The sequence below is a fragment of the Streptomyces sp. NBC_01017 genome (assembly GCF_045162795.1).
In the GTDB taxonomy this organism is placed as follows: Bacteria; Actinomycetota; Actinomycetes; order Streptomycetales; family Streptomycetaceae; genus Streptomyces; species Streptomyces machairae.
This window is the reverse complement of record NZ_CP108683.1, coordinates 5271260-5296538: the sequence shown is the minus strand read 5'-3', so window position 1 is coordinate 5296538 and position 25279 is coordinate 5271260. Positions and strand designations below refer to the sequence as shown.

Annotated in this window: 21 protein-coding genes, 1 tRNA gene and 1 pseudogene; 9 read left to right on the top strand and 14 right to left on the bottom strand. The window is 66.9% G+C overall.

All coding sequences use genetic code 11. The features are described 5' to 3' along the window. The first annotated feature begins 393 nt into the window (after window positions 1-393). On the top strand, window positions 394-1725 hold the full coding sequence (locus tag OG331_RS24115) for a hypothetical protein (protein ID WP_406199620.1): 1332 nt from the start codon (window positions 394-396) through the stop codon (window positions 1723-1725). A 742-nt stretch (window positions 1726-2467) separates the two neighbouring features. Then, window positions 2468-2776 carry a hypothetical protein gene (locus OG331_RS24110; RefSeq protein ID WP_406199618.1) on the top strand — a complete coding sequence of 103 codons (309 nt, stop codon included), beginning with the start codon at window positions 2468-2470 and terminating at the stop codon, window positions 2774-2776. Between the two features lie 221 nt (window positions 2777-2997). On the opposite strand, the gene OG331_RS24105 is transcribed toward OG331_RS24110, so the two are convergent. The 4 genes from OG331_RS24105 to OG331_RS24090 all read right to left on the bottom strand — a co-directional run bounded on the left by OG331_RS24105 (window position 2998) and on the right by OG331_RS24090 (window position 6422). After that, window positions 2998-3450 (bottom strand): hypothetical protein, encoded by a 453-nt coding sequence (locus tag OG331_RS24105; RefSeq protein ID WP_406199616.1) that lies wholly within the window; start codon window positions 3448-3450, stop codon window positions 2998-3000. Window positions 3451-4254: 804 nt separating this feature from the next. After that, a complete protein-coding gene (locus OG331_RS24100; protein ID WP_406199614.1) occupies window positions 4255-4458 on the bottom strand; it encodes a hypothetical protein in 204 nt (67 codons plus the stop codon). A gap of 9 nt (window positions 4459-4467) precedes the next feature. Beyond that, window positions 4468-5448, bottom strand: coding sequence for a pentapeptide repeat-containing protein (locus OG331_RS24095; RefSeq protein WP_406199612.1), 981 nt, complete (start codon window positions 5446-5448; stop codon window positions 4468-4470). 602 nt (window positions 5449-6050) lie between these two features. Further along, window positions 6051-6422, bottom strand: a complete 372-nt coding sequence (locus tag OG331_RS24090; protein WP_406199609.1) for a hypothetical protein — start codon at window positions 6420-6422, stop codon at window positions 6051-6053. Between the two features lie 1628 nt (window positions 6423-8050). Between OG331_RS24090 and OG331_RS24085 the strand changes: the two genes are divergently transcribed. Further along, the gene (locus tag OG331_RS24085; RefSeq protein WP_406199607.1) at window positions 8051-8872 is read left to right on the top strand and encodes a DUF4231 domain-containing protein; all 822 of its coding nucleotides are present in this window, start codon (window positions 8051-8053) and stop codon (window positions 8870-8872) included. An 836-nt stretch (window positions 8873-9708) separates the two neighbouring features. Here OG331_RS24085 and OG331_RS24080 read toward each other — a convergent pair. The 3 genes from OG331_RS24080 to OG331_RS24070 form a co-directional block, all read right to left on the bottom strand. Next, window positions 9709-10197, bottom strand: coding sequence for a type II toxin-antitoxin system VapC family toxin (locus OG331_RS24080; RefSeq protein ID WP_406199605.1), 489 nt, complete (start codon window positions 10195-10197; stop codon window positions 9709-9711). Further along, window positions 10190-11017, bottom strand: coding sequence for a hypothetical protein (locus OG331_RS24075; protein ID WP_406199603.1), 828 nt, complete (start codon window positions 11015-11017; stop codon window positions 10190-10192). The genes OG331_RS24080 and OG331_RS24075 overlap by 8 nt, the downstream gene beginning before the upstream one ends. Window positions 11018-11542: 525 nt before the next feature. Then, window positions 11543-12637 (bottom strand): DUF1152 domain-containing protein, encoded by a 1095-nt coding sequence (locus OG331_RS24070; protein ID WP_406199601.1) that lies wholly within the window; start codon window positions 12635-12637, stop codon window positions 11543-11545. A gap of 81 nt (window positions 12638-12718) precedes the next feature. Here OG331_RS24070 and OG331_RS24065 point away from each other — a divergent pair, with 81 nt between their 5' ends. The 4 genes and pseudogenes from OG331_RS24065 to OG331_RS24050 all read left to right on the top strand — a co-directional run bounded on the left by OG331_RS24065 (window position 12719) and on the right by OG331_RS24050 (window position 14640). Next, entirely contained in the window at window positions 12719-13459 is a 741-nt protein-coding gene (locus tag OG331_RS24065) for a GntR family transcriptional regulator (protein WP_406199599.1), read from the top strand. Window positions 13460-13733: 274 nt separating this feature from the next. Next, window positions 13734-14171 carry an ATP-binding protein gene (locus OG331_RS24060; protein WP_406199597.1) on the top strand — a complete coding sequence of 146 codons (438 nt, stop codon included), beginning with the start codon at window positions 13734-13736 and terminating at the stop codon, window positions 14169-14171. Window positions 14172-14260: 89 nt separating this feature from the next. Beyond that, window positions 14261-14500, top strand: a pseudogene (locus OG331_RS24055) (GntR family transcriptional regulator); the annotation flags it as partial. Then, window positions 14440-14640 (top strand): hypothetical protein, encoded by a 201-nt coding sequence (locus OG331_RS24050; protein ID WP_406210920.1) that lies wholly within the window; start codon window positions 14440-14442, stop codon window positions 14638-14640. The pseudogene OG331_RS24055 and the gene OG331_RS24050, both read left to right, overlap by 61 nt. 105 nt (window positions 14641-14745) lie before the next feature. On the opposite strand, the gene OG331_RS24045 is transcribed toward OG331_RS24050, so the two are convergent. Then, window positions 14746-14819 (bottom strand) — tRNA-Gly (locus OG331_RS24045). Between the two features lie 625 nt (window positions 14820-15444). Between OG331_RS24045 and dcd the strand changes: the two genes are divergently transcribed. Then, window positions 15445-16020 (top strand): dCTP deaminase, encoded by a 576-nt coding sequence (gene dcd / locus OG331_RS24040; RefSeq protein WP_147994749.1) that lies wholly within the window; start codon window positions 15445-15447, stop codon window positions 16018-16020. Between the two features lie 8 nt (window positions 16021-16028). Beyond that, window positions 16029-16532: a phosphoribosyltransferase gene (locus OG331_RS24035; protein ID WP_406199595.1), complete on the top strand. Its 504-nt coding sequence runs from the start codon at window positions 16029-16031 to the stop codon at window positions 16530-16532. Window positions 16533-16629: 97 nt separating this feature from the next. Here OG331_RS24035 and OG331_RS24030 read toward each other — a convergent pair whose 3' ends face one another. The 6 genes from OG331_RS24030 to OG331_RS24005 form a co-directional block, all read right to left on the bottom strand. Continuing rightward, window positions 16630-17649, bottom strand: coding sequence for a Yip1 family protein (locus OG331_RS24030; RefSeq protein WP_406199593.1), 1020 nt, complete (start codon window positions 17647-17649; stop codon window positions 16630-16632). A gap of 16 nt (window positions 17650-17665) precedes the next feature. After that, a complete protein-coding gene (locus OG331_RS24025; protein WP_406199591.1) occupies window positions 17666-19114 on the bottom strand; it encodes an FG-GAP repeat domain-containing protein in 1449 nt (482 codons plus the stop codon). A gap of 91 nt (window positions 19115-19205) precedes the next feature. After that, window positions 19206-20639 carry an FG-GAP and VCBS repeat-containing protein gene (locus OG331_RS24020; protein ID WP_406199589.1) on the bottom strand — a complete coding sequence of 478 codons (1434 nt, stop codon included), beginning with the start codon at window positions 20637-20639 and terminating at the stop codon, window positions 19206-19208. Window positions 20640-20659: 20 nt separating this feature from the next. Then, window positions 20660-22090, bottom strand: a complete 1431-nt coding sequence (locus OG331_RS24015; RefSeq protein ID WP_406199586.1) for a hypothetical protein — start codon at window positions 22088-22090, stop codon at window positions 20660-20662. A 35-nt stretch (window positions 22091-22125) separates the two neighbouring features. After that, window positions 22126-23538 (bottom strand): FG-GAP repeat protein, encoded by a 1413-nt coding sequence (locus OG331_RS24010; RefSeq protein ID WP_406199584.1) that lies wholly within the window; start codon window positions 23536-23538, stop codon window positions 22126-22128. Window positions 23539-23662: 124 nt separating this feature from the next. After that, window positions 23663-25150 carry an FG-GAP and VCBS repeat-containing protein gene (locus OG331_RS24005; protein ID WP_406199582.1) on the bottom strand — a complete coding sequence of 496 codons (1488 nt, stop codon included), beginning with the start codon at window positions 25148-25150 and terminating at the stop codon, window positions 23663-23665. Window positions 25151-25279: the final 129 nt, after the last annotated feature.

Below are 25279 nucleotides of genomic sequence, written 5' to 3'. Positions count from 1 at the left end.
TGAACGCGGGAATCGCAACGACATCACCCAGCCGGTACTCCTGCTCAAGAGAATTCCCTCGGCCCGTGGCCTCGGCGGACGCCGGTGATCGCACGCCCTGGCGTCCCGCATGGATCCGGCCTCGGCATCCATCGGGCCAGGGCGTGCGGCCGGCCGCAGGCGATGCGGGACGCGAGGACGGCCGGGCATCGAGCGCCGTCTCCCACTTTGCGAGAGCCGCCGCCAGCGGCAGCGCCAGGGGGGTGCTCTGGCCGGCCTGTGCCTGGGCAAGCTGCGTGCCGGTTGCCGATGAACGACGATGGAGGGATAGGGGTTGGCCGATTCTGTAGCTTCCGCCTCCCAGGGCGCCTGCCACCTGTAGCGCGCCGAGGACCGCGGCGGAGGGAGTTCGCCGTGGACCCACCTGTCTCCTCCGGCCCGGAGGAGCCTGACCGGCATGGGCCGAGCGGCCCGTTGGACCATGCCGAACGAGCGGAGTACGAGCGACTCCGGCGCGTTCTCGGCACGCGACACCGGCGTCTGCGACTCTGTGGGGCTTCCCTGCTTCTCACTCTGGCCGTTCTGCTCGCACCTGTCAGTGTCGTTGCCACCTGGATAAATTCCGAGGTCACCGATGTTGATCGGTATGAGCAGACCGTCTCACCCCTCGCCAGGGACCCCGCCGTCCAAGATCTGATGATTGATCGTGTCACTGACGGTCTGGTGGAGAACATTGACGCTCGCAAGATCACCGACGGGCTGGCCGACGCGCTGGCGGACCGTGATGCACCCCGGTTCCTCGTCGACGCGGCCCGGTCGCTGGATGAACAGCTCAAGGGCGGACTGACGACCGGCGTGCGCTACGCGGTCGAGAAGGTGGTGACGAGCGACGCCTTTGGCCAGGCGTGGGACGCCATCCACCGCGGCGCGCACACCGCCGCGACGAATGTCCTCACGGGGGAGGGAGGCGGAGCGCTCGAGGTCAGGGGCGACACCATCACACTGAACGTCGGCACTGTGATCGAAGAATTGCAGGAGCAGCTGATCGGCGTGACGCTTGTTGAGGCAGCGGACGTTCCCGGGGCCGACAAGTCGATCGTGCTGGTTCGGAACGACAGTCTGAGTGAGGCCCGTGATGCCGCCCGCTGGCTCGGCGTCGTGGGCCCGTGGTTGCCCCTGGCGGTGGTTGTGCTCGCCGGGCTGGGCATCTGGGCGGCACCTTCCCGCCGGGTTGCGCTGATGGCCGGCGGCATCGGCGTCGCCATCATGATGTGCGGGCTTCTCGTAGGACTCGCCGTCATGCGCCAGATCTTTCTGGATGCGGTGACTCCGGTTGCCCAGTCGCAGGATGCCTCAGCTGCCGTCTACGACACCCTGGTGAGGTTCCTGCGGCAGGCCATCCTCACCGCGCTTCTCACGGCCTTGCTCACCGTGATCGCAGGGTATTTCTACGGACGAGGCCGCGGTGCCGCCGCTGTACGCTCAGCCGCGGCCCGAAGTACGGAATCTGCCGGGCACGCGCTCGCCCGGACCGGGCTGACGACAGGTGCCGTCGGACAGTGGCTGCGCACGAACCAACGCCTGACCACAGGCGCCGTCATCGGCGCCGGGGGCCTCACCCTCTTCCTGTGGAACTACCCCACGCCCGCCTCTGTGGCCCTTCTGCTCCTGCTCGTCGTGGTTGTCCTGGTGATCCTGAACGTCCTTGCCGCTGCGGACGGATCGGAGCAGCACTCACAGAGGTGACGCTGCTGATCCCGGCACAGGGCAGCACGCAGAACGGCCAGTCGATCGGCACCCCGGCAGTCGACGTCAAAGGCCCTGGACCATGAGCGGTCCGGGGCCTGTTGGCCGGTGCCCCGGCATGATTCGAACCTGCGACACCCGCTTCAGTAGTTCGACCAGCGCTCCGTCCTGCCCCAGAGCCCTGCGGCTGGGTAGTCCACGGTGGCGCATGCAAGTGCGTTCCCGTCCGGCGGCGTTGATGTCACCTGCGGATGTCAACCTGGGCTAGCGCTTCCTGCGTATCTTGCGCTTCTTCGCCTGGGCTTCCTTCGCCTTGCGCCGGGCCACACCGTATGCCGACCACGGCCCCTGATGCGCTGGGCAGCGGGAGGTGCCTGACACAACCTGCCCCTGACACCGACCGCCTGTCTCAGGCTGTTCGATCAGGACTTCCGCCTCTGCCTGTCGTTGGCGTCTACCGGCTCAAGCACACAGGGGTCAGCTACGTGATTCACTCCAACTGCACGACCTCCCCCGAGAAGAGGGTTGTCAGCTACTCCCCCCATCGCGTTGGCTGGTACCTGTGGGAAAGCTGAGGAAGATCACTGTCGTTGGAGGAGTCGCAGCGGTAGTTGCGCTGGCAGGCTGCACCAGCGACCAGGATCAGGCCACGCCCTCTCCTGAAACGCCGTCACCCCGGCCCACCGCCTCTCCGGCAGGCTCGCCGGCATCAGACCGCGCCGAGCACGTACCCGGGGAGACCGTGACCAAGGCGCCGGTCCTTCCGGACGGAAAGGTCGTAGCGCAGGCCGTGAACGCCACCGGCAACCGCGAAATGGAGATCCGCGGCGGAATCAAGGCCGGCCCGCTGTCAGTCCTCGTGAATTGCCAGGGCCAGGGAACACTGACCGTCTCCGTGGAGCCGGTCGGGTTGAGTTTTCCCCTCGAATGCGTGGATGGAGAGGTGAGTAGCACCTTCAACCAGCTATCCCTGAAGCGCGCTCGTGTTCACGGCACGGTGAGCGTGACTGCCCCGGCCGGCGTGCGCTGGGCACTCACCGTCGGACGGTAGACGAACGGGGTTCGGCAATCGGGACGATTTCCGAACCCCGTTTCCCGGAGGCAGGCTCCATCCCTTCCCCCTCAGACTGGATCCCTGAAGCAGTCTTAGTCCACGGTCGGCAGGCCTGGTTCGGCCGTGCGGCGAACTCAGGTGAACTGGTGGCTCCTGGCGCCCGTAGCCAGTGCCACATTGGAGGCTGTCGCGCGAATGAGCTGTTTCGCGGCCACAGTTCACCCGCCTTGAAGCTCGCTTCTCATCTGCTCCCGGAATTGCGCGACGACTTCACGCATCACTTCGTGATCACCCTCTTCTACAGCCGCGCTCCACTCAGTGGCCCGATGCTGAACTTCCGCACTGCCGAAGGCATACAACGCATTGAGCGCGTCCGTTGTCATTTCGATTCGCTTACCTTTGGTCCAATAGGTTTCAATCTGTTGGAGTTTTTCTGCTTTGCCTTGATTTTTATACTTCGCTCGCCGTCTTTCGAGGTCGAGGACGCGAAGTGCTGCGAAGTATGCCTCTCGTCGTTCCTGAGTGAGACGTGCCTGTCTCTCGGCCTCGCGCGACGCGCGAACCATCTTCTCGGCATGTGCTCGGCTCTGTGCGCCGGCCAGCCACGTGAACACAACGCCGACAACTCCAGACGCGGATGCGGCGACAGGTGCTACCCACTCCCAGGCCATGAGTCGATGGTGGCAGTGGGGAGTGCCCTTCGCTCCTCAAAGTGAACGACGTCAAGCTAGGGGGGCGAGGCCTGCGGCTGCTTTCACCGTGATTCCCCGCTGGTCCCCGCCAATGGTGCGGTTGTGGTGCGCACTCCGCGCACCGGTCTAGACAACAAACAACCCCCGGGTCACTGACCTGGGGGTTCGTAGTGGAGCGGGTGACGAGAATCGAACTCGCGCTCTCAGCTTGGGAAGCTAAGGTGATCTACGGAACGTTGCCTGGCTGACCTGGACAGGAGCACTGCCGACGTTTTGGCCGCTCCTCGGGTTGATACCCGGTGTTCCCCGTGGCTCCCCGCACGATCTGGCACGGGTGTGGCACGCCTGCTACCTAGGGACGGCAGAGCCGGAGTCGCTAGCATCGTCCGTACCGAGGGGCAGTCATGGCACTGGGGCGTAAGGGCGCACGGCGCATCGTTGGCGACGGCACGGCCTACCGTTGGCGGCTGCGATGCACGCCCACATACTTCCAGGGTCTGGCCTGGTCGCCGAGCACGTTTGCGGTCGAGTATGCGGACACCCCGGGGACAACGCTCTTGATCACTACCGACCAGCCACACCTGAACAACTGGATCGGGCGAGGGGCCGAACCGGTACTGCCACCCGACGTTGTTCAGGCCATCGAACGCGCCCTGCGCGAGGGCTGGACCCCGACGGCTCCAGGGTCCACCTTCCATCTCGACCTGTCCGACGGCTTCACCCCCTCGCCCTCGGCCGGCGGGCGGCACCACGTGCGGCCCGTCACCACAAGGAGGGACTGTCTCAGCGGCGCTTTCTGTACCTCAAGCACTCACACTCGGACAGCCCGCGCACGTCCGGGATGTGGTTGTAAAGCGTGCCCGGAGAGTCGCCGAGCAGCTTGGCGATCGAGGTGGTCGAGCGGCCCGGGTCGGGCAGCAGGTCGCAGGCGGCACGGATGATCTCCTCGGTGGCGATGCTGGGGCGTCCGCCGACCCTGACCGCCATCCGCCACCGCTACGCCTCAGGGGCCCACCCCTCCGGCATCTTCGTGCGCTTGTCAGTCACGATGTCAGTCGTGACTGCCCGGGACAGGTCGGCCCCCGTAAGGATTGCCCCGGACAGGTCAGCCCCGGACAGGTCGGCCCCCGTCAACGTTGCCCCGGGCAGGGCGGCCTTCGTCAGAGTCGCCCCCTTCAGGACAGCCTCCGTCAACGTCGCCTTGCCGAACTTGGCCCCCGTCAGCGTTGCCTGTACCAGGTAGGCCTCCGTCAAATCCGCCCTGCGCAGATTGGCGTCCGTCAACGTGGCGTAGGCCAGGTCAGCCCTCGTCAACGTCGCCTCGAAAAGGGTCGCCTTCGACAGAGTCGTCCTGATCAGAGTGGCCTCCGTCAACGTCGCCCCGGTTAGGCGGGCCCCTGTCAGATCCGCCATGCGCAGGTCGGCGTAGGTGAGATCTGCGGCCTTCAGATGTGCACCAGCGAGGTGAAGCCCACGCAAATCGAGCTGTTGGCGGGGGTCGACGTGGGTGCGTGATTCTGCTCGGGTGAGTGCGGTGAGCGCTGCCTGTACGTCTGCCTCCAGTTCATTGGGAAGGCCGCCGGGGTCGGGGTCGTTCTGACGTCGGGCTTTAGGAGCTCGGTGGCGGAGGAAGTGGCCGAGGACCTCGGCAGCGTCGGTGGCTGCCTGTTCGGGGGCGTCCTGCACGATCTGCTCGAGGGCGAGGATGCCACCGATACGGACGTAGATCTCGGGCGAGCCCAGCCGTTCAAGAGCTTTGGTGAAGCGGTCGGTGATCTGCCCGCGCCGGGTGAGACGGTAGGTGCGGGCGGTGTAGAGCAGGGCGATGCTGGCGCCGAGAGCAGCAACGACCGCGACCAGAGCGGTACGCAGACCGGTGACGAGGGCTGCTGATCCTTCACCGAGAGCTTTGCGATCGATGTACTTGGCATCCAGGACATAGGGCCCGCGCCAGATAAGCCATGGGAGGCCGACCACAACTGCGAGGCCTCCTATTGCCATCAGGGCAACCAGCCCCCGTCGTCGAAGACGGTCGGCTCTCCTGACGCGCTCCCGGCGTCGGTCCAGCGCGGCACCTATCCGTAAAGCGCTCTTTCGTCGGCGAGCGCTCCTACGCCCCTGAGCTAGTGCAGACGGTCTTTGGGCCAAGTCAGACAACAGGTTCATGCCTGCTAGACAACCTTCAGGCTTGGTGCGGTTGCAGAGTTGCAGCCAGCCAGACCATGATCAATCTTGGCGAGGTCATACAGGCTGCCCGAAGAGCGTGAGGGGCGCCAATGGCCAGGGCTCGTTGTCGTACTTCGCTGCTGTACTGCACCCGTCGGAACGGCCCCTCGATGATGGAGCCCCGCTTTAGGAGTTCGATCCGAGCTGGCTCCGCCTGCGGCTGTCGGCTGAAGCGGCAGCCAGGTAGAGGTGCGGATGTGCGCCCCTGTCCCGCGTCGTTGATGTCAGCTGTGGATGTCAGGAGCCTTCTGATCCGTAGCTCTACGGAGATCGGACGAAGGTCATACAGGCTGTGGCGGTACAGCAACCAGCTGCTTCGGCACAGCCATGGCCGTGCGCATTGCCGCTTTCGTTCATGCGCCTGCGTTCTCAGCAACGCAGACGTACATGGGAGGTTGCGCATCGTCCTCGTTCGGGAAGTCCAGGACGCCGGGGTAGGTCATCCTGGTGCCCGGGTAGGACCCCTCGCAGGACAGAGGGCTGTCCGAGAAGACCGAAGTGCCGTCCGCCTGGGTCACCTGTCCGTCTGAGCCGACCAGGTACGCACCGCACTGATAGCCGGCCGCGTTCATCAGAAGAGTGGCATCCTTTCCTGCACCATCGCTGCTGCCCGTCCACGCGAGACAGTAGGCGGCTCCGGGATCCCCTCCGGTGGCCGGCTGCGAGATGACGTGGATGGCCTGGAGAGGCACGGGCCCGCCGCGCAACCCGTCGATGTCTTCCACATGCCAAGGTGCTCCAGCAACACAGACATCGGCCTTTGGCTCACAGCCAGTTGGACCATCAGACGTCTTGTAGGTCACCGGGATACACAACGGCGATGCATCCGCTGACCGGGACGGTCGAGCACTCGACGACGAGGCCGGCTCTGAAGGTGTCGGGGTTCCACTGTTTCCGTGTCCGGCTCCTGTGGCGCTGCGTGTTGCGTTGGAGAGCGCCTTCCCATCAGAAGTGTGTCCTGAGTCCGTCTGCTGGTGCAGAACCAGAGCCAGGCAGACGCCAACAACTACTGCGACACTTCCCCCAGCCATCGTCGCCTTCCACGGGAACCGCGGTGGTCGAGAAGCTGCGGCATCGCGGATTACGGGGATGTTCTCCAGCGTGTCCCCGTTGTGGAAGGCAAGCACTTCATCCGGACGCGGCGGTCGCTGCGGCGGTGGTGTACTCACGGTCCCCCCTGCTTGCTGTGCTGGCGGCCACGGTAGGGCACCAGCGGCAGGGACAAGATGGACTGGTGGGAAGCGCAACGGTGTCGTGACCAGCGCTACGCACGCCCGGCCGCCTGTCGGCTTGGTGCCCGGGTGCTCCCCGGGATTACCCGAACGATCTGGCACGGGTTTGGCATGCTGCGACTCGGATCCGATCCGAGTCGCAGCATGCGACGCACCTTTAAGCGTTAATGATCTTCTGGACTTCGCGAAGCTTCTCCTCCGCACTGAGTGACGAGTAGTCGCCGCTCACCAGCCCGTCCAAGGTGCTCCGTACGTTGTGCGAGTGGGGGTGCAGAACACAGTCCAAGACGCGGGCACGCTCGCTCCCGTCACGCGTATACACCCACACCTGCTGTTCCTTGCGCGGTTCTGTGTTGCACTGGGGATCAAGGACGGCAAGCGGGAAGTACCCGAGACCCGAAGCTTCGAGTTTACGAGCGATGGAGCTGAGGACATGCTTGCCGAGTCTGTCGAACCCCAATGCGGTCCGTAGGCGTCCCAAGTTGTCTTGCATCAGCCCGCCTTCGTCTTCACACGCCTCAGCGGTCTCTTGAAGATCAGCCACTGCACCCTCCCCTGGTGTGGCACTGAGTGGAGAGCATATAGGGATCATGGAAATAAAATGCGTGATCTCCGGAAGCTCATGGTTGCCAGATTCCTCGTGACGAGGCGCGTAACCGCTGACGCAGACTGTGGGGCCCGTGCATAGGCTCCGGAGGGTGCTTTGGTAGGAGCAACCACCGCTGGTCAGAGCAAGGTATGCGGGTGACAGGGTCGCGCTTGTCCACAGATAGTCCGCGACTGGGCAAAGCCTCCTCCTTTCAGAGCGGCGGGGCTGAGCGGTAACGCCTGTTGCGCACCCCCATGCGCCCTCCGTGCTTCTGCCGTCACGATCCGGGGAGATTAGTGCTTGACATGGCGTAAATACTCCCAGTTATCGAACAACTTGAGAAGCATCTGTAACATTGGCCGCTTGTTTTCCCGCAAGTGACAATGCGGCATTGTGAGCCATTGAAACTATCCGTACTCTCCCAACGCATCGAATTAGCGAGTCGGAGTACGGGGGTGCTGTGGCCGGCGGTCAGGGTGATACAGGGGGACGCGCGCGCTCGACCGGGAGTGTTACACACACTCCTTCTGCATTGACAGAAGAGGAAGAAAGACGCCTACAGGAAGAGTATCGCCAGCGCGTAAAAGTATTTGACGAGATCGAAGACGATCTGCGAGCTTCCAGAACCTTTCAGCGCATTTTCGTGTTGTGCCTGTTCGGCGCCGTAGCGCTAGCCTTTTTGCTGGGATACACGGTAATAGTCGGGCTTTGGGAGTCGAAGCCAAATTTCACACGCTGGGCTGGACTGGTAATTGTTCTGGGGCTCTGGATTGCCCTAACTTGGACCATCTGGAAGAACCGCAAGAAAATCGTTAGTCGCGCCGGATCCCTCCGTAACGCGTTACAGGATCGCCAGACGGCCGCCGCCCGCCTGCCACTGGACTCTCCATCTGGACTCCGAATCTATCGCGAAGCATCACTCGATCTTATTGCCCAATACCGAAAAGGGGCCAGCAGGAATCGGCGGGTTCATAACGTATTCCAACTGTTGATCATCAGTGGCTCGATCGCAACGTCGACCCTCACTGCTATGAATGAGGGCAGCAATAAAGTTCTCGCCATTTTCACGTCGGCCCTCAGCGCGGCGGTCGGCATCTCGGCTGGCGTTACCGGATACTTCAAGTTTCGGGAGCGCGGCTACAATCTTCAATCCACTGCAGATGAAATTGAGAAGCATTACAACGCTTCTCAATTTATGCTCGACGACTATGCGAGCCAGAACGGCGTACCCCTGGCTGAAGCAGACCGTCTGCGCCTCTTCGCGAGATACGTGGAGCGTCTCAAAGAAGAGCAGCGAAAGCGAGAACTGCAACTAGAGCAGTCCAGCTCGGCTCGCGAGGAACGGGCCAGTTAATCCGGCTAAGCGCGTTGTCGAGCCTACGGAGAAGAGTCCGTGACTGCAATGTGGCGGTGGCTGCTGGCGCCTATAAGCCAGTGGCGTTCTCATCGGCTAGTGATGCATCACGGCCCATCGCTGAGTTATGAAACAGCATGGTGTCTGGTATTACTGGCTCAAGATCCGGCATCCCTTCCCTACGTGCGTCGATTATGGCTTCAAAATGAACGTGGAAATTCTCATGCAGGCGTCATGGTGGACGTCTGGGTTCAAATAACCGAAGTGGAGAGGGGAAGACGTCTTAAGTGGCTACAACGCCATTCCGAAACGCCTTTGTATAGGTTAGGTATCACGGAAGAATTGATCGAGCTAGCTGGACTGTCCGTCACTGAGTGGTCCTTGCCACCCAACTGCCCGGCCACGTCCATCGTGGTTCAGCAGCGAGGCCGCAGGTCTGAGTGACTCTGCCGCGTCTGTGTCGACCGTCTTCGGAGACCTGAGAGTCGTCGGTCGCCCTCCTGCCCAGAGAGCACCAAGCCGGCCGACTTCATGAGTGGCCACAGTCTGGATGCCTGGAGCGTCATAGCCTGCGACGCACCTAAACGGAGCGACTTCTTCGTCCCGAAGCAACTCGGGAGGCTTGCTGTCCCTGGGCTAAAGCGCCTGCCACCTGCGCTGACGGTCCGGTGACGTCCATGGTTGTTCGCGGTTGTGCGCCGTGGTTGTCACGCAGTTAGACACTCAGTGCGCTTCTCTACCATTGGTCTGGTTGGTCGGCTGACCCTCAGTCCCGGACTTGTGCAGTCCAAGAAGTTCTCTACGCGCTTCGCGGCGGCTACGAACCGGTGCAGAACTCATTGAGACGCTGACTCCTGGTCCACAGCGATGTCGTCAGTTGTCGGATTCCACAGCAAGGTGGGCCTTACCACTTTGGTGCGAGTACCAACCGTGGAGCCGTAGGGGAAATGCTTGTCCCTGGAGATGAAATAATCAGCATTGCGCCGAATTGCGGTTGCAAGATGAGCCGCGTCAGCGCCAAGCAGGCGGTGAGCTTCCGAAATCTTGCGAGCATCCCGCGCGGTTATTTGGTCAACCTCCACCCACTCGACATCGAGTGACTCCAAGTATTGCTCGACGACTTTATCGCGGTCATCGCGAAATGCGCGTTCGTCGGAACGCTTCTGACCGTTGAGCTCGACCAATAAGAGGGTGGAAGCGACCAGGCGGATGTCGCCACGATGGGCGGCCAACAAAACTTTCAGCGAATCGGGCCAGAGTGTAGCCTCGCGACGGATGACGTTAATGAATATGCAGGAATCTACATAAACAAGTGGTTCAACCACGTCTCACCCGCCTAATGTATTCTTCCGTGCTGAGTCCGTCTGTAAAGTTGGGGTCAATCCCCAGAAGATCCCACGGGCCGACACTGCTGCCCCGATCCGGAATGGCCTCGATGGAATCCAGAACCAGCGACACTGGCTGACCGAGGATATTACGTTTCAGCAGGCCCTCTACAAGGACACGCTCGCCCCACGCTTCCCTCAGGAGGGCCGATTGGTCTTCACGTGCTTCAATGCGCACTGCATGCTTCGAGTTGTCCACCTTCAAGAACGCGCGCGGCGTGCGGCCCGTGCGATGCTCCAGAACTTCAAGTACCCCGCTAATGCTTGAGAAAGCTTTCTTGACGGGCTCGACGGCTCGTGCCGCATTAGTGGTAGTCGCTTGATCGACAGTTGCCCATTCATTCGGCGCCCGCATGCTCGCTACTGCGACGCGATCAACATCGCCGGATTTTACGTGCTTGCCGATAATGCCGACTCTGTTCACCGTGGCATCGGTGAAATAGGCGGGGATCTCGGCGATTTTCGATAGAGATTGAACCCCGCTCACCAGCCCATCTATGGGCACGGATAGCGTCGAAATTGCTCGCTTGTTCGGGATTTCCTTGGGTGTCAGGATCATGCGCACCTCTTCACGCATGCTCATTTCCTTGATCGCCCAATGCATGCGCGGTGTCCGTGTGGGGATAGCGGCGCGATCCACTTCTTCCAGAGTTTTCCGAACCTCGGAAAGGATACTTGTGTAAGCCTGCAAGTCGAGCCTGCGATGTCCGGGGACGATGCGCACCTCAAGGGCTGCCCCGCCGATCTCTGCGATCGTCATGTACGCCCCCTTCAGGTCTGGTGCTGGCCGCGTCACCATGTACGCCTGGCTCTACCCCCTGCTAAAGCCAGGCTAACGGGCATGCGGGGAACACCGCACTAGTTGTCACACGGCCGTACCCGAAAGAAGCGATTTCCGCCTGGCCGGGGAACCGAGTCTGCTCCCGCCAGCCCACCACTCTCCCCAGCTCCCATCCCGTCCGCCGTCGACCCACACGTCTGCTCGGCTCCGCCTGGGTCGACGGCGGACGGGATGGGAGCCCCCAACACGCACTCCGGCGGATCCGCAGTCGGCAACGGTGCTCCTGCCATCCCGGTGTCGGCCGATCCCCCGCCGGAGGCATCGTGGTGACCGGACACCGCCCTGTGCGGAGATCGATTCGCGGTTCTCAACTCGCCCACCAGCGCGACGCGGCCCCCGGCCGGGCTGGAGCGGGGCGGAGACAGGAGCGCAGGCCCGGCCGGGGGTCGGGCCGCGCGCGGGGAGCGGAGCGAGCCGCTTTGAACCCGTAGAGAAGGTTGTTACTCAGGCTCCAGCTGGGATGTGCCACAGGGGTGCAACGTAGCGCTCCGGACGGCTGTTGATGAGGAGCTGGCGCAGTTCGTCGCGCTGTGACCCGTTGAGGTTCAGGACCTCTGTGAGGTGCCGGAACGTCGTGTGGGTGACTCCGCGGCTTCGGGCCTCGTCCTCGAACCGGTCGAGCTGCGAGAGCACGCTGTCGCGGTCGAGTTTCACTGCTGGCTGTTCCTTGAGCCAAGCGGCCTTGTTGCGCTCGTAGTCGATTTCCGAGTAGCCGCAGACTTCGCGACTGTGGGCCTCCACCTCGTCCAGGGTGGCGGTCGACAGGATGGCGCGAGCCAGCTCGTTGCGGTTCAAGGCGTCGTCCAGGTCGACTTCATGGACAGTCGGGCCGTCGTCCGTGAGCGGAATGGGGAGTCCGGCATCCCGTACTTCGCAGATACCTCGTACTCCTCGCGCCGTTGCAGCGAGCATCCCGGTGGCCTCGGACGGGTGCCATTCCAGTACGGAGCTGACTGGCTCCGTGTTTTGCGCGGTCAAGGTGAGGACGAGGGACCCGAGCAGACTGCGCACCTCGTCGAGCGGCAGTTCACCGTCCAGACCGGGTCCGGCGACCAAGAGCCTGACGGGAGCGTTCACCTGGCAGCACGCGGCCAGAGTGAGGGCGTCTGCCAGCGGGCTCTTCAGCGTCGGTTCGTCGCCTCGCGCGAGGATGTCACCGCCCACGTCCAGGAGGTCGATCGAGGTCGGCTCCAAGTGGCCTACCAGCTCTTCGAGTTGGCGGGCAATGCCCTCGGCACCGTGATGCGGGTCGATCAGAGCGAAGGTGTGCCGGAGCTCTGCCGCGAGTCGTGGGACGGTGGATCCTGCCGGGGCGATCGGGCGGGCTTCGGCCGGCACCGCCCAGACCGAGGGAGTGATGGGTTCGAGGCCCGTGAAGTCGGATGGGCCTCGGGGGCCTGGCACGGGGTCGACCAGTAGGCGGTCCCATGCGTAGGTGAGGATCACCGCCTGATCCTCGTCGCCGTACAGGGCGGCGTCAAGCATTGCGGCGGCGACTGCGTCGCCTCCTCCTCCTGCTGCGACGATCAACCGCGTCATGTGGTCAACATTACGGGTTCGGCGTCTGGCCACTCACCCTATAGTGGCTAGAGGCCATAGCCACTTGGATGAGGAGGGGACATGCCTCAGATCGAAGAGGCGCAGCCGAAGTATCTCCAGATCGCTCACTACATCCGCGATCAGATCCTTCGGGGCGACCTGAGGCCGGGGGACGAGGTCCCTTCGGAGCGGCAACTGGCGGCGAACTGGAAGGTCTCCAGGCCAACGGCGGCGCGGTCGTTGGAGGCGCTGAGCCACCAGGGGCTTGTTGAGAAGAGGCAGGGTTCGGGTACGTACGTGCGGAGCCTTGAAGTCAATCGGCGGGCACGGGAGTTGTACGGGCGGGCGCGGCAGACCGGGAAGATCTACACGCCTGGTGAGTACGCGGTCATCACCTCCGCCGGGTGGATGGAGGCGCCGGATCACGTGGCTGAGGCGCTGGGCCTGGTGAAGGATCGTCGGGCAGTGCACCGCCGGCGCGTGACCAACAACCAGGACGGGCCCATCACGCTGTCCACCTCGTGGTTCGCGCCGGATGTCGGGCAACGGGCGCCCAAGCTGCTGGAGCCCGAACGCATCCAAGAGGGCACTCTGATGTACGTCGAGAACATGACGGGACGGCAGGGGAGTTACGCCGAAGACCGCATGTGCGCTCGGCAAGCGAGCGACGAGGAGAGCGCAGACCTCCAACTGGTGTCCGGATCAGCAGTGTTGATCGTGCACCACGTCGTGTTTGACCTCCAAGACCGGCCGTTGGAGTTCGCCGAGGCCACCTACCCGCCGAACCGCTGGGCGTTCGAGCAGGGCTACCCGCTCACCTGATGGCCCGTCATTTCGGGGAACTGCTTGCGTCGCGCGAGTGGCTAATGCCACTATCCAGTAAGTGGCTAAGTCCACTTACGAAAGGGGGCATGGCGTGGCGGGTCAGCGGCCGGCACATGGCGCGCACTTACCTTGCCGGGGATGTCGTGGGCGGGGCTGGAAGCGAGTCAGTACGCGCACGGCCCTGGCGCTCTCCACCGTCAACGACCGTGCCCGTGCCGCATCGAAACGGCGCTGCCTCGACTGTGACGGCAGCGGCAAGGAGTGAGCACGGATGGCCTACACGATCGACCGCTATCCCTCCGAGGACTCGCCGCGACTGGGTGCGATGACCCTGCACCCCGTGGCGGAGTCGGTGCCTCGGGCCCGGCGCTGGTTCCGGAAGTTCATCGCCCCCTACAACCCGGCCTGCTCGGTCGACGACTGCCTGTTGATGGTCTCGGAGTTGGTGACCAACGCCATCGCCTACGGTCGGTCGGAAGACCCGTGGCACGTCCGGGTGGAGTGGTTCCGCGAGGGGACCTCGCTCCGTGTCGAGGTACACAACCCAGGGTTTCCGGCGAATGTGAGGCTGCGGCACCCCGACGCCGCCGACGCGCACGGTCGTGGGCTCCTCCTCGTCGACGCCATCGCCGAGTCGTGGCACTCCGGGCCCAGTCGGTGCGGTGGGACGGTCGTCTCCTTCGTGATGGCCGACGCCTGGCCTGCCTGAGGCAGGTGTGGCGCGGCAGTATTGCGTAATTGGATTTATCGCTGGTCTGGTTGACCAGTTGACTTGGCTAGCCTCGATAGGCGGCGTTCATGGCGTATGAAGTGGAGGCACCTAAGTACGTCCGCCTAGCCCAGACGATCCAACGCCGCATCGAGGATGGCACGTACCCGCCGGGCACGCGGGTCCCCAGTGAGAATCAGCTGGTCCAATCCTTCGGGATGTCCCGCCCAACCGTTGTGCGCGCCCTTGAGCTGCTGAAACGGGACGGTTGGCTGGAGTCCCGGCAGGGGTACGGCACGATCGTGCGGGGGCGGCCGGCCGTCGTCGAGCAAGTCCCGGTTCCGGCGCGCTGATCTATCAGCACTCCGACGAGGAGCGGCAGCGTGACATCGCGGCCGGGCTCGACGATCTGGTCCGCGCTGAGCGTGCGAAGCACCACAAGGACGACCGAGCGCACCGCAAGGAGTAGCCCACTGGCAGCTAGCCAGGCTCTTATGGTGCGGATGTGGTGCGCGCCCTGCCCACCGGTCTAGACAACAAAGAACCCCCGGGTCAATGACCTGGGGGTTTCACATGGAGCGGGTGACGAGAATCGAACTCGCGCTCTCAGCTTGGGAAGCTGATGTTCTACCATTAAACTACACCCGCGTAAGACGCCCGCCGGGAAGATCCGAGAGGATCCGGAGGCGGTGTCCGATCGCCTGGTCACTGTACCTCATCACCGGCCCCCGGCGCTGACGCCGTGGGGCCTGAGTGGGTTTCAGGGGCTGGGATCCGGGTGCAGGGGGCGGGAGTTGGGGCGTACGGTGGAGGGGTGGGAGAGGGTCCGGGCGGGGTCGGAGTGCCGCCTGGAGAGCCGTCCCTTTGATCCCGTAATGTGGCCTCTCGTCGTCAGGCAGGCAGTAGCCGGACGCGGCTCTTGGGGAAGGGACTCTTGGACTTGATGGAGCGCACCGTCGTCCGTTGTGCCGATGGGCACGTGTTCAGCACCGCTTCGTTCCCGATGCAGCAGGCCGATCGCCTCGGCCCCGGCCGGCTCCTCCGGTGTCCCCGGTGTGCACGGCTTCGGAGTGTGGTGCCGGTGACGCTGGAGAAGCGGTAGCGGAGCAGGGTAAGCAGCGGTAGGCGAGCAGCACGAAGTAGAAGTAGAAGTAGAGGTAGAGGTAGAGGTAAGCAGCCGTAGCAGGAGTATCAGCAGTCACCGCAGGTGTGGCGCTGGGCGCGCGGGCGGCGCGATTGTGGCCGTTCCGCGCGCCTTGCGTATCCTCGGGGCGTGCTTCTCTCAGACAAGGACATCCGGGCCGAGATCGACGCCGGGCGGGTACGGATCGATCCCTACGACCAGACCATGGTGCAGCCGTCCAGCATCGACGTACGGCTGGACCGGTACTTCCGGGTGTTCGAGAACCACCGGTACCCGCACATCGATCCCTCCGTCGAGCAGGCGGATCTCACGCGGCTCGTGGAGCCGGAGGGGGACGAGCCGTTCATCCTGCATCCCGGGGAGTTCGTGCTCGCCTCGACGTACGAGGTCATCTCGCTGCCCGACGATCTTGCGTCGCGGCTCGAGGGGAAGAGCTCGCTCGGGCGGCTCGGGCTCGTCACCCACTCCACCGCCGGGTTCATCGACCCGGGGTTCAGCGGGCACGTCACCCTTGAGCTGTCCAACCTCGCCACGCTCCCCATCAAGCTCTGGCCGGGCATGAAGATCGGGCAGCTGTGCATGTTCCGGCTCAGCTCGCCCGCCGAGTTCCCGTACGGGAGCGAGCGGTACGGGTCCCGGTACCAGGGGCAGCGCGGTCCGACCGCCTCCCGGTCCTTCCAGAACTTCCATCGGACTCAGGTGTGAGCGGCGGGATGAGCGAAGAGCAGGTACGCGAGAACCTCACCTACGAGCGGTTCGGCACCGCCGTTCGCGAGCTCGCGCAGGCCATCGCCGATGACGGGTACGAGCCGGACATCGTGCTGAGCATCGCCCGCGGCGGGGTCTTCGTCGCCGGCGGGCTCGCCTACGCCCTCGACTGCAAGAACCTTCACCTGGTGAATGTGGAGTTCTACACGGGGGTGGGGACCACGCTCGAGATGCCCGTCATGCTGGCGCCCGTCCCCAACGCGATCGACTTCACCGACAAGAAGGTCCTGATCGCCGACGACGTCGCCGACACCGGCAAGACGCTGAAGCTCGTGCACGACTTCTGCGTCGAGCACGTCGCCGAGGTGCGGTCCGCGGTCATCTATGAGAAGTCGCACTCCCTCGTGAAGTGCGAGTACGTGTGGAAGCGCACCGATGAGTGGATCAACTTCCCGTGGAGCGTCGAACCGCCCGTCGTCCGCCGGGCCGGGCAGGTGCTCGACGCCTGAGAGGCGCGACGAGACGATGAGAAGGGCCCCCGGCATGTCGAATGCCGGGGGCCCTTTCTCGTACGTGTTCTCGTACGTGCTCGGCCGAGCCCGCGTCCTAGAACGTGCCCAGCTTCACGATCGACAGCAGCGCGACCAGCTGGATCGCGCTCGCGCCCAGGGCCTTCGGCCAGGGGAGGTCGTGGGACTTGGAGACCATCAGGGTGAGGAGGACGCCGGCTGCGATCCAGGTGGCCCAGCCGAGGGCCTGGACGAAGGTTGCGTCGCCGCCCGCGAACATGGCGAAGACCAGGCGGGGGGCGTCCGTGAGGGACGTGATCAGCATGGAGAGGCCGACCGTGGGCTGCCAGGCGCCGTCGCCGCCGAGCTGGCGGGCCAGGGTGTGGGTGACCACGCCCAGGACGAAGGCCGACAGGACCATCGCGACGGCGGTCGTCAGGACGATGGGGACCGCGTTCGAGAGGGTCGCGTTGATCGCGTCCGCCCGCGCGCCGTCGAAGCCGAAGACGGCCAGCAGGCCGTAGAGGAAGCTCACGATGAGGGCGGTGCCCCACATCGAGTAGTCCCGCATCTGCAGGAACGTCTGCGCGGGGGACAGGACGATGCCGCGCAGCAGCTGCTTCCAGTGCAGGCGGGGGCCGGCCGGGGCGGCCGGGGCCGTGCCCGCCCGGTAGGTGCCGCCCTGGCTGTAGGCGTCCTCGTCGACCGAGAACGCCTGGGTGTGGCCCGGGTTGTTCGCCGCGTACGGGTCGGGGGCGCCGCCGCCCGGGCCGTGCGGGTAGCCGCCGTCGCCGAAGTACTCCGGCTCGCCGTGGCCGCCCTGGCCACCGGCACCGTAACCGCCGTAGCCGCCACCGCCGTTCGCCTGCGGCCAGCCGCCTGCGCCGCCGCCCTGGCCGCCGTACGGCTGCTGCGGCGGCGGGGGATAGCCGTACGACTGTCCCTGGGGCGCCTGCTGCCCGTACGGAGGTTGTTGGGGGCGCGTTTGCGGGCTGCCGTTGTTCCGGCTTCCGCGTCCGATCCTGAATCCAGCCACGTCTTCGAACGTACCTGGTCCCGGAGATTCGCGTGCCGGGCCCTGCGGTTCGGGCCCGGCTTTGCTGCCGAGCTGTGACATCCCCTAGGGGGTGTCCCTAGCGCAGCATCACCTGTCCCAGCCGCAGGTAGCCGGACGGCAGGCCCAGCGAACCCGGGCCGAAGCTGATCGCCTTGCCGGTGGTCACGCCCGAGGCCGCGCCGCGCAGGTTGTAGAGGGAGCCCGCGGGGTGGTTCTCGCCGTCGGCGCCGACGGACAGGTCGGCCTTGCCGTCGCCGGTGAGGTCGCAGAGGCGTACGGACGCGCCGAAGCGGTCGGCGGACTCGGCGGTGCCGGGGACGCCGGCGGTGTTCTGGGTGAAGGACTGGGCGCCGGTCGCGGTCAGGCCGGAGGCCGAGCCGCGCAGCACCGTCACGCTGCCGGCGATCTTGGCCGCGCCGATGGTCTCGTGGAGCGTGCCGACGGCCACCTCGGCCCTGCCGTCGCCGGTGACGTCGGCCACAGAGAGCGCGTTGCCGAACCAGTCGCCTTCCTCGTCCGAGCCGGGGACGCCGGGGGTGTCCTGGGTGATCGTGGTCTGGGGCTGGGTGCGGACGCCGGTCGCGCTGCCGAGGTAGGCGCTGACGGAGCCGCCGAGGCTCGTGCGGCCCTCGTCTCCGTACGTCGCCGTGACCACGTCCGCGTAGCCGTCGCCGTTGAGGTCGCCGACGGCCGCCAGCTCGTAGGCGCCGTTCTTCAGGAACGTCTGGCGGGTGAGGCCGGAGGCGGAGCCCAGGTAGACGAAGGCGCCGTCGTCGTACGTCTCGGCCTGGCTGCCGCTGACGACCAGGTCTGTGGTGCCGTCGCCGTTCAGGTCGCCGGAGGCCAGGCTCTGGGCGCCGTAGATGCTGCTGCCGGTGCTGTACAGCTCGGTGGCGAGCTCGTAGCGGGACGCGGCGCCCGTGGCCTTGGTGAAGCCGCCCCTGTGGATCCAGATGTCGCTGCCGGTGCTGCCGACGGCGAGGTCGGCTCTGCCGTCCCCGCTGTAGTCGCCGACGGCCAGGGACATGCCGTACTCGTTGTGGTCCGCGGGGGCGGGGTCGGGGACGACCTGGCCGCCGGAGAGGCCGCTCTTGGCGCCCCAGACGATCACGACGGCGCCGGACTCGGCGTTCTCGCCCGTGCTGCCGATCACGAGGTCGGCGTATCCGTCCCGGTTCAGGTCGCCGGAGGTGAGGGCCTGGCCGAACTCGTCGCCCTGCTCGGCGGTGCCGGGGATGCCGGCCGTGTTCTGGGTGACGATCGTGCGGCGGGAGGCGCTGATGCCGTTCGCGGAGCCGTAGTTGACGACGACGGCGCCCGCATCGGTCTTGCCGCCGACCGGGGTGTACGGCGCGGCGGTGGCGAGGTCGCGATAGCCGTCGCCGTTGAAGTCGTCGGCGTACTTGGCGGGCGCTGCCGCGGCCGGGGCGGCGGTGAGCAGCGGGGCGGCCGTCAGCGCGGCGGCGACGGTGGCCGTGGCGAGGGCCAGGGCATGGAGTCGGCTGCTGCGGTGGTGCCGGAGCATGTGGGGCCTCCTGCGGTGGGGTGGGTGGTCGAGGGGGAGAGGCGGTCCCGCACGGCGACGCCGACGTGCGGGTACGCCCGTCTGCGGGGCGTCAGCCCGCCAGTACGTCTCCGAAGTACGCGTCGCCCGTCGGGCCGCCGACCGTCGCGGCGCCGAAGGACTTGGAGCCGGTGGCGGTGATGCCGGACGTGCCGGACTTGAAGAGCCAGACGGAGCCGTCGCCGGTGTTCTCGTGGGCGGCGCCCGCGACGAGCTCCGCGCGGCCGTCGCCGTCGACGTCGGTGAGGTGGACCGCGCCGCCGAAGTTGTCCAGCCGCTCGGCCGTGCCGGGGACGCTCGCGGAGTCCTGGCTGAAGACCTTGGCGCCGCTGCCCGTCAGACCGGACGCCGAGCCGTGCAGGACCGCGACCGAGCCCGCCTGGTACACCGAGCCGATGGCCTCGTTCTGGATGCCGACCGCGATGTCCGGGTATCCGTCGCCGTTCGTGTCGCCCGCCGAGAGGCTCCAGCCGAAGCCGTCGCCCTTCTCGGCGGAGCCGGGGACGCCCGCGGTGTCCTGGGTGATCCTGGCCGGGGTGCGGGAGCTGATGCCGGTGGACGCGCCGTACGTGACGGTGACCGCACCGCCGGGGCCGCCGTTCGGCTCGGTGGCCGACTTCTCCATGAAGTTGCCGGTGACGATGTCGCCGTAGCCGTCCTTGTTCACGTCGGCGATCACCGCGTCGTAGCCGCCCGCGGCCTTGCCGCCGGCGGCCGGGGCGGACGCCGTGCCCTTGTAGAGGACGCTGCGGGTGCGGTAGCCGCCGGTGAACTCCTCCTGGCCCATGACCAGCAGGTCCGTCCTGCCGTCGCCCGTGACGTCGCCCGCGACGAGCTTGTCGGCGTTGATGCCGGTCTGCTCGAACGTGTCGATGCCGACGAGTTCCGCCGCCTGGCCGGCACGGGTGAACGGGCCCTTGAAGACGTTCAGTTCGGGGAAGGCGATGTTGGCGGCGGCCAGGTCGGTGTCGCCGTCGCCGTCGAAGTCGCCGGTGGCGACGGACCAGCCCAGCTCGTTGCGGTTCTCGGGGAGCGGCGAGGCGATGTCGGTGCCGGACTTGATCCCGCTCGCGCCGCCCCACAGCACCGTGAGCACGCCGGAGTCGTCGGTCGAGCCGATGCGCTCGCCGTGCACGCCGACGACGATGTCCGTGTATCCGTCGCCGTCCAGGTCGCCGGTGGTGAGGCGGTCACCGAAGTAGTCGCCCGACTCCGGAACGCCCGGGATGCCCGCGGTGTCCTGGCTGATGATCTGCCGCTTGCCGGTGTTCGGACCGCTCGCGGTGCCGTAGACCACGGCGACATAGCCCGCTCCGGTCTTCCCGGCGACCTTGGCGATGGGGGCGGCGATGGCGACGTCGCGGTAGCCGTCGCCGTTGAAGTCGCCGGACAGGCCCGAGGGGGCGGCGGAGGCGCTGGTCGCCGGCAGGGCGGTCAGCAGACCCGTCGTGAGCGTTGCCGCGAGCAGAAGAGTGCGCTTGCGCATGGTGAAGTCCTTGTCAGGGCTCAGGAGTTGAGGGCCGTGCCGTAGCCGGGGCTGCCCGCCGTGGACACGCCCGTCGTGCCCGGGCCGAAGCTCGTCGCGCCGCCGGTCGTCACGCCGGCCGTCGCGCCGCGCAGGGACCAGACGGCTCCGTCACCGTTCTCGCCGGTCGCGGCGACGGTGAGCTCGGCGCGGCGGTCGCCGGAGTGGTCGGCGAGCAGGACGCGGTCGCCGAAGCGGTCGTTCGACTCGGACGTGCCGGGAACGCCCGCGGTGTTCTGCGTGAGGGACTGCGCGCCGGTCGTCCGGAGCCCGGAGGCCGAGCCGTACAGGACGGTCACCGCGCCCGCGCCGGAGTTCTCGCCGGACGCGCCGACGGCCAGGTCGGCGTAGCCGTCGCCGTTGATGTCGCCGAGGGAGACGTCGCTGCCGAAGCGGTCGCCGGACTCCGAGGCGCCGGGGACGCCGGCGGTGTCCTGGGTGAGGACGAGCGGGGCGCGGGACGTGTCCGTGCCGCCGGAGCCGCCGTAGACCACCGTGACCTTGCCGCCCTTGGCGCCGGCCGGGTCGGCGGAGGTCTCGCGCTCGTTGCCGATGGCGATGTCCGCGTACCCGTCCTTGTCGATGTCGCCGATCGCGGAGACGTAGCCGGACGGCAGCTCCTGCATCCAGTCGGTGTAGTTGCCGATGGACGGGTCGGTCACCAGGTGGGTGATCGCGTCGTCGGTACCCGTCCTGCGGCCGTGCACGACCACGTTGGTGTGCCAGGAGGCGGTGACGGGCCCGACGGCCAGGGACGTGATGCCGTACGAGGACGCGTACGGGTGGGGGAAGCCCGAGCCGGAACCGCCCTGGAAGGAACTGGTCCTGGTGAAGGGGCCGTTGACGAAGGCGAGGGTGAACAGGCCGTTGGCACCGACCAGGATGTCCAGGTCGCCGTCGGCGTCGACGTCGCCCACCGCCACCGTCTGCCCGTAGCGGTCCACGTCCCTGTCGTTGGAGTTGGGCACCGTACGCGCCCCCGACAGACCCGACTTGGCGCCCCAGACGACGACGACCGTGCCGTCGTTGGTGTCGCCGTTCACGTCCTCGCCGGGCGTGCCGATCAGCAGGTCCGCGTATCCGTCGGTGTTGAGGTCGGCGGAGGCGACCGCGGATCCGAAGGCGTCGTCGGCCTCCGCGGCGCCGGGCACGCCGGCGGTGTTCTGGGTGATCAGGGTGCGCGTGGAGGTCTTCAGCCCGGTGGAGCTGCCGTAGACCACCGAGACCGCGCCCGCCTTGGCCTTGCCGCCCACCGTGGCGCCCGGCGCGCCGATCGCGAGGTCGGCGAGGCCGTCCCCGTTGAAGTCGTACGGCTTGGCGGCCGGGGCGGCGTGGGCGGCCGGGGCGGAGAGGGTGAGCGCGAGCGGGGTCAGGGCCGCCGCGAGGAGGGCGCAGGCGATGCGGTTGCGCATGGGGCGGCTCGTCTCGCGGGGGAGTTGACGGTTGGTCACTGGGAGATCACCGAGCCGAGGTAGTGGCCGGCCTTGAGGGCGATACCGGCCACGGTCAGGCCCTTGGCGCCCGAGGTGGTCAGGCCGGTGGACGTGCCGCGCAGGGTCCAGACGCCGCCCGAGCCGTTCTCGCCGTCCACGCCGATCGTGAGGTCGGCCTTGCCGTCCTTGGTGATGTCGGTCAGGTCGACGGCGGAGCCGAAGCGGTCCCAGGCCTCGGCGTCGCCGGGGACGCCGGCCGTGTTCTGGGTGTAGGACTTCGCGCCCTTGGTGGTCAGACCGGAGGCCGAGCCGAACAGCACGGTCACCGAGCCCGCTTCCTGCGCCGAGCCGATGTCCTCGCCCCAGGCGCCGACCACGACGTCCGCGAATCCGTCGCCGTTGATGTCTCCGGCGCTCAGGGCCGAGCCGAACGCGTCGTCGGTCTCGCCCGAGCCGGGCACGCCGGTGGAGTCCTGGTGGACGACCGTCGGCTGCTGCGTGGGAGCGGGGCCGTTCGGGCCGCCGTACCAGACGGTGATCTGGCCGCCCTTGTGGCCGCCGGGCTTGTCGGTGTTGGGGTCCGAGGGGTCGCCGAGGGCGAGGTCCCCGTAGCCGTCGCCGTTGATGTCGGCGACGGAGCCTGCGAAGCCGTCGGCATTCACCAGCTCGGACAGCTTGTACCCGGTGGCGGTGTGGCGGTAGTAGAGGATCTGACCGCCGGAGTCGCCGTCCACGCTGAACGGGTAGACCCGCTCGGCCGCGCCGTCGCCGCTCAGGTCGCCGGCGATCACCTCGAACGTGGTGCCGAGCTCGCCGACGCCGTAGTGGCTCAGCGGACCGCCGGTGCGGGTGAACGGACCCAGGTAGAGGCGGGTGTGGTTCTGGCCGGTGAGCGTCACGTCCGTGTCGCCGTCGCCGTCGAAGTCCCCGGTGGCGATGCCACGCGAGAAGCCGCCCCACTCGGCGATCGTGGACGGCTGGGGCAGCCCCTTGCCGCCGGACAGACCCGACTTGGAGCCCCACAGCACGGTGCCGGAGCCGACGCCGTCCCGGTCTCCGATGCTCTCGCCGGAGGAGCCGACGACGAGGTCGGAGTAGCCGTCGCGGTCCAGGTCACCGGAGGCGAGGGAGGACCCGAACAGGTCGCTCGACTCGGCGGTGCCGGGCACGCCGGGGGAGTTCTGGGTGATGACGGCCTTCTTGGTCGCCGAGACGCCCGACGACGAGCCGTACAGCACGACGACGGCACCGGCGCACGACGCGGAGCCGACATCGGTGCACACGGCGCTGACGGCCACGTCGCGGTAGCCGTCACCGTTGAAGTCGCCGGCCAGGCCCGACGGGGCGGCGGAGGCGGTGGCGGCGGGCAGCGCGGTGAGCAGGCCCGTGGTCAGGGTGGCGGCGAGGAGGAGGGGGCGCTTGCGCAAGTGGGTGCTCCTGGGAGGAGGGCCGGGCCCGCGGGGGACGGGCCCGGCCGTTCAGCGGGTACGACGGCCGGGTGCCGCCGTACGGGGATGCGGGCCGGACAACTGCACGGCCTGCCTGGCGGACTCAGTCCGCGAAGACCGCGCCGAACTGCGGGGTGCCGGTCGTCGAGAGGCCCGAGCTGCTCGGGGCGACGGTGCGCGAGCCGGAGGTGGTGATCTTCGTGCCGTTGGAGGGCAGGTAGGTCAGGCCGCCGTTGCCCTCGTTCTCGTACGAGCCGAGGACGAGGTCCGCCCTGCCGTCGCCGGTGACGTCGTCGAGCTTGACGTCGGCGCCGAACAGGTCGTTCTTCTCGTCGTTGCCGGGGACGCCCGCGGTGCTCTGGGCGAGGCCCTGGACGCCGGAGACGGTGTCGATGCCGCTCGCGGAGCCGTACAGGACGGTGACCTGGCCGGTGTTGGCGAGGCCGGCGATGTCCTCGTTCGGGGAGGCGACGACCAGGTCCTGGTATCCGTCGCCGTTGACGTCACCGAGGTCCAGCTCCCAGCCGAAGCCGTCGCCCTGCTCCGAGGTGCCGGGGACGTTGCCGGAGTTCTGGGTGATGCCGGAGGTGGCGGCGGGCCCGGCGGCGGCGCCGTAGGTGATGTTGACCTTGCCGCCGTTGGAGGCGTCCGGGACGGGGGTGCCGTCGGTGGTGGTGCTGTCCCAGCCGGCGCCGCTGACGATGTCGCCGTAGCCGTCGCCGTTGATGTCGCCGATGGCGGTGATGATGCCGGGCTTGAGGACCTTGGCGGAGGCGACGCTCAGGCCGCTCGCGGTGCCGGGCACGAAGTAGTTCTGGTTCCAGCCGTAGTCGGTCTGGGTCTCGTACCCGTCGACGATCAGGTCCGTGCGCTTGTCGCCGTTGACGTCACCGGCGGTGAGGCTCAGCGGGCCGTAGGGGAAGTCGTTGGTGCCGGTGTGGATGGGCGGCTTGACGGTGTAGCGCCCGCCGGGGGTGCCGGTGGCGTTGAAGCCGCCCTTGAAGACGTGGATGGTGCTGGACGAGTTGCCGACGGCCAGGTCGGCCTTGCCGTCGCCGTCGAAGTCGCCCGCGGCCAGGTCCTTGCCCCAGAAGTCGTGCGACGAGGGCGCCGGGTCCGTGACGGTGACGCCCTTGCCGGTGAGGCCGCTCGCGGAGCCCCACAGGACGGCGACGCCGCCGCCGTTGGTGTCGGTGCCGACCTTCTCCCACGGGGCGGAGACAGCGAGGTCGTCGTAGCCGTCGCCGTTGAAGTCGGCGTACGCGGACTCGGCGCCGAAGCCGTCGCCCGCCTCGGCGGTGCCGGGGGAGCCGGTGGTGTTCTGGCTGATCGTCGTGCGCTTCGCGGACGATACGCCGGTGGCGGTGCCGTAGAGCACGACGACCTGTCCGGCGCCCGCGCGGCCACTGACGTAGGAGCCGTGCGCGGAGGCCACGACGTCGCCCCGGCCGTCACCGTTGAAGTCGGCGGCCGGTACGTGCGCGGAGTCGGCAGCGGTCGCCGACGTGGCCGTCGCGAGCGTGAGCAGTCCGCCCGTCAGCGCGGCCGCGGTGGCCGTCGCGAGGGCGAGTCGCAGGTGGTGCTTGTGCATGCGGGTTCTCCTGCTGCATGCGGGGGATGCCTGGCAGACATCCGCAGTTGATGGGGTGCGACCGCTCGTGTTCTCCGGGAGTTGACCTCGGGTTCACGGGGTGGTCGGCGATCAGGAGACTCGCGGTGG

Bases quoted from the DNA above. Each gene is read 5' to 3' on its own strand.
- OG331_RS24105 (WP_406199616.1), bottom strand. From the start codon at position 3,450: ATGGCCTGGGAGTGGGTAGCACCTGTCGCCGCATCCGCGTCTGGAGTT.
- OG331_RS24100 (WP_406199614.1), bottom strand. From the start codon at position 4,458: ATGGCGGTCAGGGTCGGCGGACGCCCCAGCATCGCCACCGAGGAGATC.
- OG331_RS24075 (WP_406199603.1), bottom strand. From the start codon at position 11,017: ATGACGATCGCAGAGATCGGCGGGGCAGCCCTTGAGGTGCGCATCGTC.
- OG331_RS24070 (WP_406199601.1), bottom strand. From the start codon at position 12,637: ATGACGCGGTTGATCGTCGCAGCAGGAGGAGGAGGCGACGCAGTCGCC.
- OG331_RS24065 (WP_406199599.1), top strand. From the start codon at position 12,719: ATGCCTCAGATCGAAGAGGCGCAGCCGAAGTATCTCCAGATCGCTCAC.
- OG331_RS24060 (WP_406199597.1), top strand. From the start codon at position 13,734: ATGGCCTACACGATCGACCGCTATCCCTCCGAGGACTCGCCGCGACTG.
- OG331_RS24035 (WP_406199595.1), top strand. From the start codon at position 16,029: ATGAGCGAAGAGCAGGTACGCGAGAACCTCACCTACGAGCGGTTCGGC.
- OG331_RS24030 (WP_406199593.1), bottom strand. From the start codon at position 17,649: ATGTCACAGCTCGGCAGCAAAGCCGGGCCCGAACCGCAGGGCCCGGCA.
- OG331_RS24025 (WP_406199591.1), bottom strand. From the start codon at position 19,114: ATGCTCCGGCACCACCGCAGCAGCCGACTCCATGCCCTGGCCCTCGCC.
- OG331_RS24020 (WP_406199589.1), bottom strand. From the start codon at position 20,639: ATGCGCAAGCGCACTCTTCTGCTCGCGGCAACGCTCACGACGGGTCTG.
- OG331_RS24015 (WP_406199586.1), bottom strand. From the start codon at position 22,090: ATGCGCAACCGCATCGCCTGCGCCCTCCTCGCGGCGGCCCTGACCCCG.
- OG331_RS24005 (WP_406199582.1), bottom strand. From the start codon at position 25,150: ATGCACAAGCACCACCTGCGACTCGCCCTCGCGACGGCCACCGCGGCC.